13 protein-coding genes are annotated in these 12,474 nt (G+C 69.8%); 6 read left to right on the top strand and 7 right to left on the bottom strand.

Features of this window, described 5'->3' with window-relative positions:
* Positions 1 to 100: 100 nt before the first annotated feature.
* Positions 101 to 745 (bottom strand): TetR/AcrR family transcriptional regulator, encoded by a 645-nt coding sequence (locus FNH05_RS19420; protein WP_144590120.1) that lies wholly within the window; start codon positions 743 to 745, stop codon positions 101 to 103.
* A 129-nt stretch (positions 746 to 874) separates the two neighbouring features.
* Between FNH05_RS19420 and FNH05_RS19415 the strand changes: the two genes are divergently transcribed.
* From FNH05_RS19415 to FNH05_RS19390, 6 genes are read left to right on the top strand one after another with little or no spacing between them, the layout of a single operon-like run.
* Entirely contained in the window at positions 875 to 1,669 is a 795-nt protein-coding gene (locus tag FNH05_RS19415; protein ID WP_144590119.1) for an enoyl-CoA hydratase-related protein, read from the top strand.
* 12 nt (positions 1,670 to 1,681) lie between these two features.
* The gene (locus FNH05_RS19410) at positions 1,682 to 2,827 is read left to right on the top strand and encodes an acyl-CoA dehydrogenase family protein (protein WP_144590118.1); all 1,146 of its coding nucleotides are present in this window, start codon (positions 1,682 to 1,684) and stop codon (positions 2,825 to 2,827) included.
* A gap of 18 nt (positions 2,828 to 2,845) precedes the next feature.
* The gene (locus FNH05_RS19405) at positions 2,846 to 3,592 is read left to right on the top strand and encodes an SDR family NAD(P)-dependent oxidoreductase (RefSeq protein ID WP_144590117.1); all 747 of its coding nucleotides are present in this window, start codon (positions 2,846 to 2,848) and stop codon (positions 3,590 to 3,592) included.
* 12 nt (positions 3,593 to 3,604) lie between these two features.
* Positions 3,605 to 5,239, top strand: coding sequence for an AMP-binding protein (locus FNH05_RS19400; protein WP_144590116.1), 1,635 nt, complete (start codon positions 3,605 to 3,607; stop codon positions 5,237 to 5,239).
* Between the two features lie 51 nt (positions 5,240 to 5,290).
* On the top strand, positions 5,291 to 6,442 hold the full coding sequence (locus FNH05_RS19395; RefSeq protein WP_144590115.1) for an acyl-CoA dehydrogenase family protein: 1,152 nt from the start codon (positions 5,291 to 5,293) through the stop codon (positions 6,440 to 6,442).
* Between the two features lie 27 nt (positions 6,443 to 6,469).
* Entirely contained in the window at positions 6,470 to 7,642 is a 1,173-nt protein-coding gene (locus FNH05_RS19390) for an acyl-CoA dehydrogenase family protein (RefSeq protein WP_144590114.1), read from the top strand.
* Positions 7,643 to 7,674: 32 nt separating this feature from the next.
* Here the strand turns inward: FNH05_RS19390 and FNH05_RS19385 are convergent, their stop codons facing one another.
* From FNH05_RS19385 to FNH05_RS19360, 6 genes are all read right to left on the bottom strand, one after another.
* Complete coding sequence (locus tag FNH05_RS19385) at positions 7,675 to 8,121, bottom strand: hypothetical protein (protein ID WP_144590113.1); 447 nt, start codon at positions 8,119 to 8,121, stop codon at positions 7,675 to 7,677.
* 38 nt (positions 8,122 to 8,159) lie between these two features.
* On the bottom strand, positions 8,160 to 9,017 hold the full coding sequence (locus FNH05_RS19380) for an ABC transporter permease (RefSeq protein ID WP_144590112.1): 858 nt from the start codon (positions 9,015 to 9,017) through the stop codon (positions 8,160 to 8,162).
* Entirely contained in the window at positions 9,014 to 9,796 is a 783-nt protein-coding gene (locus tag FNH05_RS19375) for an ABC transporter permease (protein WP_144590111.1), read from the bottom strand. The genes FNH05_RS19380 and FNH05_RS19375 overlap by 4 nt, the downstream gene beginning before the upstream one ends.
* Before the next feature lies 1 nt (position 9,797).
* Positions 9,798 to 10,628, bottom strand: coding sequence for an ABC transporter ATP-binding protein (locus FNH05_RS19370; RefSeq protein WP_144590110.1), 831 nt, complete (start codon positions 10,626 to 10,628; stop codon positions 9,798 to 9,800).
* Between the two features lie 40 nt (positions 10,629 to 10,668).
* Entirely contained in the window at positions 10,669 to 11,796 is a 1,128-nt protein-coding gene (locus tag FNH05_RS19365) for an ABC transporter substrate-binding protein (protein WP_246127831.1), read from the bottom strand.
* 114 nt (positions 11,797 to 11,910) lie between these two features.
* Positions 11,911 to 12,474 (bottom strand): adenosine deaminase family protein (locus FNH05_RS19360; protein ID WP_144590109.1); only part of this gene is annotated, 564 nt, incomplete at its 5' end.

The raw sequence follows: 12,474 nt of genomic DNA, 5'->3' as shown, positions 1-12,474 counted from the left end.
GGCGAGTCCCACGCTCGTGCGTTCGTGTCCCACGCTCTGGCGTTCGAGTCCCACCCTCGCGCCGCGAACGCTGCCGTGAGGGGGTCCCGCACCGCGGGGTTCAGCGCGGTGGGATGCCGACCAGCATCATCAGGGTGTCCGCGACCTCGTCGATGGCGCGGTCCCGGTCGCGGGGTTTCGCTTCACCGCACCACATCGGTGCCTGTGTCATGGCGGCGTGCATGCACTGCAGGGCGGTGTCCACCGTGGTGACGGTGAACTCGCCGGAGGCCACACCCTCCTCCACCAGCCCGCGGAACAGTGCGTCGTGCCGCTGCCGCAGTTCCTTGATCCGTTCCCGCTGGGCGTCGGGCCACTGGCGAGGGACCAGGAACAGCCTGAGCGCGGCGGGGTAGTCGCGGACGGCGATCGTGACGTGTTCGCGGATGAGCGCGCGCAGGCGTTGCGCGGCCGTGCCCGTGCTGCCGTCCAGGAGTTGTTCGAGCCGGGCCGTCCACTCGTTGCCGAGGGTCTCGATGGCCGCGGTGCCCAGTTCCTCCTTGCCGGAGAAGTAGTAGTACAGCGATCCCTTGGTGACGTCGAGCCGCTCGGCCACGTCTTCGAGGCTCACCGCGTCGTACCCGCGCTCGCCGAACAGTTCGGCCGCCGCGGTCAGGATTTCCTGGATGCGCCGGCCCCGTTTGCGCTGGACGCGGCTGGATGCCGGTCGCGCGGACTGGTCTTCGACCGTCTGCTGGGGACTCACCGTGCGCTCACTCCTCGTCGTTCCGGGCCTACGACAGGGTATCAGTTTGACCAGTAAGTCAACTCTTGACTCAACAGTCAAAATTCGCCACCCTGGTCGACAAGCGAACGCCAGGCGAAGGAGCCCACCGTGACCTACGAAGACATCCGGTACGAGATCGACGGGCCTGCGGCGGTGATCACGATCAACCGGCCGGAGCGCTACAACGCCTTCCGGGGCAGGACCGTCGAAGAGCTGATCAGGGCCTTCCGCGCGGCCTGGGCGGACCGGCAGGTGCAGGCGGTGATCCTCACCGGGGCAGGCGACAAGGCCTTCTGCACCGGGGGCGACGTCAAGCAGCGGGCGGAGACGGGCGACTACGGACCGACCGAGAGCGGCATGTTCGAGATCGGCTACCTCCACAAGCTGATCCGCGACATCCCGAAGCCGGTGATCGCCGCGGTCAACGGCGTCGCCGTCGGCGGCGGTCACGTGCTGCACGTGCTGTGCGACGTCTCGCTGGCCAGCGAGACCGCCCGGTTCGGCCAGGCGGGCCCCAAGGTCGGCTCCTTCGACGCCGGTTTCGGCACCGCCTACCTGGCGCGCGTGGTGGGGGAGAAGAAGGCCCGCGAGATCTGGTTCTGGTGCCGCATGTACGACGCCGGGGAGGCCCTGCGCATGGGGCTGGTCAACGCCGTCGTGCCGCCCGCGGAACTGCTCCCGACGGCGCTGGCCTGGGCCGGGGAGGTCGCCGAGAAGAGCCCCACCGCCCTGCGCTTCCTCAAGCAGTCGTTCAACGCCGACACCGACCACCAGGCAGGCCTGTCCAACCTCGCGATGTCCGCGCTCGACCTGTTCACCGCCTCACCGGAGGGACTCGAGGGTGCCCGGGCCTTCGCCGAGAAGCGGAAGCCGGATTTCAACGCCCACGTCAACTGGCACTGAGCGGAGCGGGGCATGGATTTCCGGTTTTCCGAAGAAGAAGAGGCCTATCGCCGCGAACTGCGGCGGTTCGCCGCCAAGGTGCTCGCGCCGCACTACCAGGCCGACGACAAGGCGGCGAAGCTGCGCCCCGGGCTGGTCGCCGACATGGCGGCGATGGGCCTGACCGGCCTGCGCATCCCGGAACGGCACGGCGGACAGGGGGCCAGCGCCGTCCTCGCAGGGATGGCCGCCGAGGAGGTGGGGCGCGGCGACTTCAACGCCGCCTACCTGATCATCGTCAGCGCGCTGGTCAGCGACGTGCTCGCGCGGCACGCGCGGGAGGAACAGCAGGCGGACTGGCTGCCGCCGATCGCCTCCGGCCAGGTCGTGCCCGCCCTGTGCGTGACCGAACCCGGGCACGGCACCGACGCCGCCGCCCTGGAGACCAGGGCCGAACCGGACGGGGACGGCTGGCGCCTGACCGGCGAGAAGACCTCCATCACCCTGGGCATGGCCGCCCACACCGCGCTGGTGCTCGCGCGCACCGGCGGGGCGGGTGCCCGCGGGGTCAGCGCCTTCTACGTCGACCTCGACGACCGCCACGTCACCCGCGCGGCGTTCGACGACCTGGGTGGCCGCTCGATCGGCCGGGCGTCGCTGCACTTCGACGGTCTGCCGGTGGGCCGCGACCGGCTCATCGGCGGACCGGGCGAGGGATTCGTCTCGGTCATGCAGGGTTTCGACTACTCACGGGCGATCATCGGACTGGCCTGCCTCGGCGCGGCACAGTCCTCTTTGGACGAAGCGCTGCAGTGGGCCCGCGACCGCGAGGCCTTCGGCAGCCCGATCGGCACCTTCCAGGGCGTGTCGTTCCCGCTGGCGGAGTACGCCACCTACGTCCGGGGTGCCCGGCACGTCTGCTACGAGGCGCTCTGGAAGAAGGACCACGACCTCGAGCACAGCACCGAAGCCGCGATGGCGAAGTTCTGGGGACCCAAGCTCGCGGCCGAGGTCATCCACCAGTGCCTGCTCACCTTCGGGCACCTGGCCTACTCCACCGAAAGCCCGCTCGGGCAGCGCCTTCGCGACGTGATCGGCCTCGAAATCGGGGACGGCACGGCCCAGGTGTCGAAGCTCGTCATCGCGCGCAACCTCCTCGGCCGCGCCTACGCGCCGTGATCCGGAAAGGACTTCCCAATGGACAAGCTGAGCGGCAAGATCGCCATCGTCACCGGAGCGGGCCAGGGCATCGGCCGCGGTATCGCGGAGAAACTCGCGGCCGAGGGCGCGACCGTCGTGGTCACCGACCTCAACGAGGACACCGCGCTGGACACCGCGGCGGGCCTGGGCGGCGGCGCGGTGGGACTGCACACCGACGTCACGTCGCGTGAATCGGTGGACGCGATGGTCGCGCGGGTCCGCGAAACCTTCGGCCGCGTCGACGTGCTGGTCAACAACGCCGGCTGGGACAAGGCGGGCCCGTTCACCGCCTCCGACCCGGCCGACTGGGACCGCGTCATCCAGATCAACCTCTACGGGGTGCTCAACACCTGCCGGGCGGTGCTGCCGATCATGGCGGAACAGGGCTCCGGGTCGGTGGTCAACATCGCCTCGGACGCCGGACGGGTCGGCTCCTCCGGCGAAGCCGTGTACTCGGCCGCCAAGGGCGGGGTGATCGCCTTCACCAAGGCGATCGCCCGAGAAATGGCCCGCCACCAGGTCAACGCCAACGCGGTGTGCCCCGGCCCGGCCGACACCGCCCTGTTCGCCTCGATCGGCGGGGACGATCCGAAGCTGCGGGCGGCGCTGACCAGGGCCATCCCGTTCCGTCGTCTCGCGCAGCCCCGCGACCTCGCCAACGTCGTCGCCTTCCTCGCCTCCGGCGAGGCCGACTACATCACCGGCCAGACCGTCAGCGTCAGCGGCGGCCTCACCATGAGCTGATCCGGAGCCCCGATGTCCTTTGCCACGATCCTCAACGACGAGTTGATCGACGCCCACACCCGCGACGGGTACTGGGTGAACCGGACCATCACCGACCACCTCGACGAGGTGGCCGCCGCCACGCCGGACAAGATCGCCTTCCACGACGCCCGGCGGAGCATCACCTATGCCGAACTCAAACGCGAGACCGACCACTGCGCACTGGGCCTGCTCGAACTCGGGGTCCGCGGCGGCGACGTGGTCTCCTTCCAGCTCCCCAACTGGATCGAGTGGGTGGTGGTGCACTTCGCGGCGAGCCGGATCGGCGCGATCAGCAATCCACTGATCCCGATCTACCGGGAACGCGAGGTCGGTTTCATGGTGGGCCTCGCCCGGTCGAAGGTCCTCGTCGTCCCGGCCGAATTCCGCGGCTTCGACCACGCCGCGATGGCCGACCGGCTCCGTCCACAATGGCCGCGGCTGGAGCACGTACTGGTGGTGGACGGAAAACCGGGCCAGGGCACCGGCTCGTGGGAGGAGTTCCTGGCCACGCCCTGGGATCGGCGGCGAGACCCGGCCGGGCTGGCCGCACTGCGCCCGGACCCCAACGACGTCACCCTGCTGATCTTCACCTCCGGCACGACGGGGGAGCCGAAGGGGGTGATGCACACGCACAACACCGCCATCGCCGCGAACAACCCGCTGCCCGCGCGCCTCGGGATCACCGCCGACACCGTCTTCCACATGGCTTCCACCCTCGCGCACCTCACCGGATTCCTCTACGGCGCAAGGCTTCCCGTCCAGAACGGGGCGAGCTGCGTACTGCAGGACGTGTGGGATCCGGCCCGGTTCGCCGAATTGGTCGCCGAACACCGGATCACCTACACCTCCGCCGCCACCCCGTTCCTGCACGACGTGCTCACCGCGCCGAACCCGGCCGGGCACGACCTTTCCTCGCTGCGCCGGTTCTGCTGCATGGGCGCGCCGATCCCGCGTGCGCTCGTACGGCAGGCGCGCCGGACACTGCCGGACATGGTCGTGCTCGGCGGCTGGGGCCAGACCGAGGACGCGCTGGTCACCCTCGGCATTCCCGGCGATCCGGACGAGAAGATCATCGACACCGACGGCTACCCGTGGCCCGGTATGCGGATCCGCGTGGTGGCGCCCGACGGGACCGTGCCGCCGCCGGGACGGGAAGGCCGCCTGCAGGTCGCCGGGCCGTTCCTGTTCGTGGGGTACGCCGAGCGCCTGGACCTGACGCGCGGAAGCTTCGACGGCGAGTGGTTCGACACCGGCGATCTCGCCACCATCGACGCCGACGGCTACCTGCGCATTTCCGGCCGCACCAAGGACGTGATCATCCGGGGTGGCGAGAACATCCCGGTGGCCTACGTGGAAAACGTGCTGTACGAGCACCCGGACATCGAGGCCGTGGCCGTGGTCGGGGTGCCCGATCCCCGGTTGCAGGAGCGTGCCTGCGCCTGCGTGGTGCTCGCGCCCGAGGCGGCACGCCTGACCCTCGAAGGGATGCGCGAGTTCCTGGCCGGGAAGGGGGTCGCCAAACAGTACTGGCCGGAACGGCTCGAACTGTTCGCCGAACTCCCGCGCACCGCCAGCGGAAAGATCCAGAAGTTCCAGTTGCGCGAGCAGGTCGGGGGCGGCGCATGAGAGCGCCGGATGCACCAGATGCGCCGGATGCGCCGGAAGACAAGGAGAACCATGGACTTCACACTGACTGACGAGCAGCGGAACTTCCGTGAGTACGCCCGGGAGTTCCTCGACCGGGAGGTCGTCGCGCACCGTGCGGCGTGGGACCGGGCGGAGGCCGTGGACACCGCAGTCGTGCCCAAGCTCGGCGAAATGGGTTTTTTCGGGCTCACCATTCCCGAGGAGTACGGCGGGCTGGGCGGCGACTACCGCACCTACTGCATCGGGATGGAAGAGCTCGGCCGGGCGGACTCGGCGGTCCGCGGGATCGTTTCGGTTTCGATGGGCCTGGTGGGAAAGGTGATCCTGTCCCACGGCACGGAAGAGCAGAAACGGCACTGGCTGCCCGGGATCGCCACCGGGGAGGTACTGGCCTGCTTCGGCCTGACCGAGCCGGACACCGGCTCGGACGCCGGGAACCTCAGGACGAAAGCACGCCGCGACGGCGACGAGTACGTCCTCAATGGACAGAAGATGTTCATCACCAACGCCACCTTGGCCGGCCTGTGCCTGGTGTTCGCGCGGACCGGCGGGCCGGGCCCGAAGGGGGTTTCCGCCTTCCTGGTACCGACCGGCACCCCCGGTTTCCACACGCGGGAGGTCAAGGGCAAACTCGGCCTGCGCGGCCAGGCCACCGGCGAGATCTTCCTGACCGACGTCCGCGTGCCCGCTTCGGCACTCCTCGGCGCGGAGGGCGAGGGGTTCACCATCGCCATGCACTCGCTGGACAAGGGCCGCGTCTCGGTCGGTGCGGGCTGCGTCGGGATCATCGAGGGCTGCCTGGAAGCCGTGGTCGGCTACGCCGGGCAACGGCACCAGTTCGGCCGTCCCCTCGCCTCGTTCCAGCTGATCCAGGACATGATCGCCGACATCTCGGTCGAACGGGACGCGGCCAGGCTGCTGGTGTGGCGGGCGGCCGAGCTGATCGAGCGGGGCCTCCCGTTCGGGGTGGCGGCCTCGAAGGCCAAGTACTTCGCCAGCGAAGCCGCGGTCCGCGCGGCCAACAGCGCGATCCAGATCTTCGGGGGTTACGGCTACCTCGACGAGTACCCGGTGCAGAAGTACCTGCGCGACGCGCGGGTGATGACCCTGTACGAGGGCACCAGCCAGATCCAGAAACTGCTCATCGGCCGCGCCGAGACCGGCGTCAGTGCCTTTCTGTGAAGCGTCCGTAGCGAAAGGACAGTCAGCATGACCGACCCGCAGCCCCCGCTCGGCCTGTTCGGCACCGAGGAGCTGATCGACGGCGACGACCGGGCGATCCGCGACGCCGTGCGCGACTTCGTGCGCGACCGGGTGCGCCCGCAGTTACCGGACTGGTTCGAACAGGCGCGCATCCCCGCGCGTGAACTGGCCAGGGAACTCGGCGAACTCGGCGTGCTGGGGATGCACCTGGAGGGTTACGGCTGCGCGGGGACCAGCGCGACCGCGTACGGGCTGGCGTGCCTGGAACTCGAAGCGGCGGACTCGGGGCTGCGGAGTCTCGTCTCGGTCCAGGGGTCACTGGCGATGTTCGCGATCTGGCGCTGGGGATCGGAGGAACAGAAGGAGGAATGGCTGCCGCGCATGGCCTCCGGGAAAGCGATCGGCTGCTTCGGTCTGACCGAGCCGGACTTCGGTTCGAATCCGGCGGGCATGCGCACCCGCGCGCGCCGCGACGGTGACGACTGGATCGTGGACGGCACCAAGATGTGGATCACCAATGGTTCCGTCGCCGAGGTCGCCGTGGTGTGGGCGCGGACGGAGGAGGGAATCCGGGGTTTCGTGGTTCCCACGGACACGCCGGGCTTCTCCGCACCCGAGATCACGAAGAAGCTGTCGCTTCGCGCCTCGGTGACCAGCGAACTCGTCCTCGACGGCGTTCGGCTTCCCTCCTCGGCGATGTTGCCCGGGGCTCGGGGGCTGTCCGGCCCACTGTCCTGTTTGAACGAGGCACGGTTCGGGATCGTGTTCGGCGCGCTCGGGGCCGCCCGCGACTGCCTGGAAACGACCATCGAATACAGCCGGAACCGCGAAATCTTCGGCAAACCGCTGGCCGCCTACCAGGCGACCCAGCTCAAGCTCGCGGACATGGCACTGGAACTGGGCAAGGGCATGCTGCTCGCCCTGCACCTCGGACGGCTCAAGGACGCGCACCGGCTCCGGCCCGAGCAGGTGAGCCTCGGCAAGCTGAACAACGTCCGCGAGGCGCTGGGGATCGCCCGTGAATGCCGGACACTGCTGGGGGCCAACGGGATCAGCCTCGAATACCCGGTGATGCGGCACGCGAACAACCTCGAATCGGTGCTCACCTACGAGGGCACTTCGGAGGTGCACCAGTTGGTGGTCGGGCAGGCACTGACCGGCCACGGCGCGTTCCGCTGAGTGCGTCCGGTCAGTGACCCGCCGGGCGGGGGTCAGGGAAGCGGCAGGGTCGGCAACGGGATCGCGGTGACGACCGGGGCGGGACCGGGCCCCGTGTTGCCGGTCTTCGTCCCGGGCTGGGGAACCTCGCCCGGCATGCTCACCTGGCCCTGGGGGCGGGCGTTGACCGGGGTGGCGTTGGCCAGTGACGCGTCACGGGACGAGGTGTCACCCGGGCTGTTCCCCGTGGTGCGCGCGCGATGGGCTGCCGAGGTCGCGGGGTGCGCCACCGGCGCGGACGTGCTCGGTGATGCCGTTGTCGTGACCGCCGCCGATGAGGACGGCGGCACAACGGTGGCGACGGCGTGGCCCTGCGCCTGGCCGGGCGCGGACGCGGGCGGCTTCGAGGCGGACGGCCCGGCGACGATCACGAAGGCGGCCGCGACGGCCGTGGCTCCGGCGGCCGTCGCGAGCAGGATCGCCTTGCGCTGGTGGTTCATGGTGGTATCCAAGCACGGGCCACGCCGCGCGCGGCTGCTCACTCCCGGTCCGGCATCCCGTTCGCCGTCAGCACCACCGATTCCAGCACCGCCACCAGCGTGTAGAGCAGCAGCGAAGCACCGGTGAGCACGACGATGTCCGACCACACCTGCGCGTAGTCGAAGCCGCCGATGGCGTTCGGGATCGCCCCGCCGATGCCGCCGCTGGTCGCGAGCCACTCCGCGACCAGCGCGCCGACCAGCGCGGCGGGCACCGAGATCCGCGCCGAGGCGAACAGGGCCGGGATCGCCGAGGGCAGGGCCACCCTGCGCAGTACCGTCAGCCGATTGCCTCCGTAGGCCAGCACCAGTTCGGTCGCCTGGCGCGAGGCCGAGCGCAGCCCCAGCATGATGTTGACCATCGCGGGGAAGAACACCACCACACCGCCGATCACCGCCACGCCCGCGGCGCCCCGGCCGAACGCGAGCAGGATGACCGGCGTCATCGCCACCAGTGGCACCGAGCGCAGCAGCATCACGATCGGCAGGAACGCCTGCTCGAACGGGGAGAACAGCACGAAGACGGTGGCGAGCACGAGTGCCGCGGCCAGGCCGCCGCCGTAGCCGAGCGCGGCATCGGTCAGCGTCCTGCCCAGCGCGCCGAACACCGCGCCGCGGTGTTCCGCCGCCGCCGGATCGGTGCACAGGTAGTCCCAGACCGCGGCCGGGGTCTTGCCGACCGCCGGGCTGACGTCGTACGCGGTCAGGAAGGCCAGCCACCCGACGACGACGACCAGCACCGCGACGGCGATCGGCCAGACCAGTGACCACAGCGCCCGTGCGAACGCGGAGGAACGCGCGCGGGCCGTTTCGGTGTCCGCGACGGCGGGTTCGGTGTCCGGAACGATCAGGGTCATGCCCGGCCTCCGTCCGCCCGAGTCTTCGACGAACCGGACGACCAGGGGGTCACCAGCCTGCCGAGCAGGCCGATTCCGAGGTAGCCGATCCCGGCGGCCACCCCGCAGGCCAGCGCCAGTCCCCAGGTTCTCGGCACCTGGTAGGCCTGCTGCGACGCGGTCAGCGCCACGCCGATCCCGTTGTCGATGCCGCCGAGGTACTCCCCGAGGATCGCGCCGAGCAGCGCGCTGGGGGCCGCGATCCGCAGCGCCGCGAAGAGCGACGGCAGCGCGGCGATCACCCGGACCTTGGTCATCTGCTTCAGCCGTCCCCCGCCGTAGGCCCGGATGAGGTCGAGCGAGGTCTTGTCGGCGGCCCTGAGTCCGAGAAGCGCACCGACCAGCGTCGTGAAGAAGACCGACATCCCGGCCAGGAACACGGTGGGCGCCCGGCCGCCGAGGACGACCAGGATGACCGGTCCGATCGCGGTGAGCGGGATGCAGTAGGAGATCACCGCGAGCTGGTTGGCCACGCCGTCGAGCTTCGGCACGAGCAGCACCAGGAACGCGGTGGCCAGCGCCAGCCCGTTGCCCCAGGCGAATCCCAGCAGCGCTCCGTTCAGCGTGATGCTCATGTTCCGCCAGTAGAACCCGAAACCGTCCACAGTGAACTGCCGCAGCACGGCCAGCGGGGTCGGCACCGCGCCGCTGCCCCGGAACAGCGTCACGGCGAGCACGGCCCAGGCGGCGATGATCAGCACCACGCCGATCAGGCCGCCGAGCCATTTCGGAGGCTTCATTTCAGTCCTCTCCTGCGATGCCCGCGCCGTGGTCGAACAGCAGTTCCGACAGTTCGTCGTGGTAGGCGTGGAACTCCGGTGTCCGCATGACCTCCGGCAGCCTCGGGCGGGGCAGGTCGATGCGCACCTCGCGCACCACCCGGCCGGGCCGGGCCGACATCACGGCCACCACGTCGGAAAGGAACACCGCCTCGGCGATCCCGTGGGTCACCATCAGCGTGGTGGCGGGTTTCTCCGTCCAGATCCGCAGCAGTTCCTGGTTGAGCCGCTGCCGCGTCATGTCGTCGAGCGCGCCGAACGGTTCGTCCAGCAGCAGCACCGAAGGTCTGACCACCAGCGCCCGCGCGATCGACACGCGCTGGCGCATGCCGCCCGACAGCTGGGCCGGTTTCGCCTTCTCGAACCCGCTCAGGCCGACCAGCCCGATCAGGTCCTCGATGAGCTGCCGGTCCACCGGGGCGCCCGAAACCTCCAGCGGCAGCCGGATGTTGGCTTCCACACTGCGCCAGGGGAGCAGTGCCGAGTCCTGGAAGGCGATGCCGAGGCTGTGCTCGCGGCGCAGCTCCGCCGGGGTGCGTCCGTCCACCAGCGCCACCCCGGTGGTCGCGTGCTCCAGTCCGGCCAGGATCCGCAGGATCGTCGACTTGCCGCAGCCGGACGGGCCGAGCAGGGACAGGAACTGACCCCGCTCGGTGCTCAGGTCGGTGCCGGCGAGCGCGACGACCCTGCGGCGGCCCAGCTCGAACGTCTTGCCCAGGCCTCGCAGGCTGAAGCCCGTTCCGGTCTGCTGCGGGGTTTTCGCCGCACTGTCGACGACGGGTGACTGCGACACGCTCTACTCTCCCGAAATCCGTTGGTACGTCTTGCCCTGCTCACTTGCCCGGCGTCGTGGCCGAGCCCGCGGCGGCGGCGAAGGAGCTGATCAGACCAGGGTTTTCCTGGTAGACCTCCTTGAGCAGGCTCAGGTCGAACAGCTTGTCGGCGGTGATGTCGACACCCATGTTGGCCAGCGCCTTGATGTTGTCGGCGATCAGGGCATCGGACAGGGTGAACAGGCCGTTCTTGATCGCCTCGGGGGAAACGACCAGCCCGTTCTGCGCGACGGCTTCCGCCGTCTGCTCGTCCATGCTCAGGTTCTGGTCCTTGCCGTAGTCGGTCACCGCGTGGTTCGCGGCCTGGGACGGCGAGGCGACGGCGTCGGTCCAGCCCTTGATTTCGGCCACCAGCAGCGCCTTCAGCTTGGCGCGGTCGTGGTCGATCGAGCTCTGGCCGACCACCATGGTCTCCGCGACGAACGGGAGGTTGTAGTCGGCGAAGAGGAACTGGACGGGCTTGAAACCCTTCTTCCGCAACAGGATCGGCTCGTTGGTGGTGTAGGCCATGTAGCCCGCCACCTCGCCGGTGGTGACCACGGTGGGGTCGTACTGGACCGGCACGATCGTCACGTCCGATTCGCTCATGCCGTTGGCCTTCAGCAGGCCCTTGAAGATCGTGGTGTTCCCGCCGGACTGGACACCGATCTTCTTGCCCTTCATCGCCTGCACCGTGGGGATCGGGTCGGAGTCGATGGAGAGGATGCAGAACGGGTTCTTCTGGTAGGTCGAGGCGATGGTCTTGAGCTGGGCGCCCTGCAGGATCGCGGGGGCGGTCAGCGTCGGCGACGAAAGCCCCATCAGCGCCTTGCCGGTGGCCACCGCGGCCTCGGCGCTGGTCCCGGCGGAGCCACCGGCGATCAGGTTGACCCCGCTGAAACCGGCCTGCGTGTAGTAGCCCTTGGCGTCGGCGAAGTACTCACCGGCGAACTCGATGTTCTTGATCCAGGACAGCTGGATGCCCAGCGTACCCAGCCCGGACGAGGAACTCGTGCCCGACGGGGAACCGCCGCAGGCGGCGAGCAGCCCGCCGCCCCCCAGCGCGGCCGCGCCGAGGCCGCCGAGTTGCAGGAAGCGCCGTCTTCCCAGTGGGGAAGAGGTCAGGTCACGGGCGGACATGCGGGGCATGGGGGACTCCTGTCGGGGTTGGTCTGGCTCGGAACACTAGGAGGGGCGTATTTCGTGCAGGAACTTCTGCGTTTCGGGGACGTTGCGAATCCGGGCCCGCTGATGCCCGTGCGGTCAGGCGCCGTCGGCCAGCCAGGCATCGATGCGGGCGATCGCGTCGGCTGTCAGCGCCTTGGGCGCGCCCGAAGCCTCGATCGAGCACCGGGCGACCCAGGCGAGGTTTTCGTCGGTGAGGCCGAGTGTGGTGCGCGACAGTTCGTACTCCTCCAGGAGGCCGGGGCCGAACAGGAGGGGATCGTCGCCGTTGATGGAACACCGCACCCCGGCCTCGATCAGCCGCGGCAACGGGTGTTCGGCCAGCGACTGAACCACCGACAGCATCAGGTTGGAGGTGGGACAGACGTCGAGGCACACGTCGCTGTCGGCGAGCCTGTGCAGCAGCTCCGGATCTTCGACGGCGCGGACGCCGTGCCCGATGCGCTGGGCGTGCAGCACGTCCAGCGCGCCGCGCACGCTGTCGGGTCCGGCCAGCTCCCCGGCGTGGGGCGCGCTGATGAGGCTCGCTTCCCGTGCGATGGCGAAGGCCCTGTCGAAGGGCTCGGGCGGGAACAGGGCCTCGTCGTTGGCCAGTCCGAAGGAGACGATCCCGGTGCCCGCCTCCGCGGCGGCCAGTTCGGC

Source organism: Amycolatopsis rhizosphaerae, assembly GCF_007713715.1.
Classification (GTDB): domain Bacteria; phylum Actinomycetota; class Actinomycetes; order Mycobacteriales; family Pseudonocardiaceae; genus Amycolatopsis_E; species Amycolatopsis_E rhizosphaerae.
Note: the sequence above shows the minus strand (reverse complement) of the source record. Positions and strands in the feature narration are given on the sequence as shown.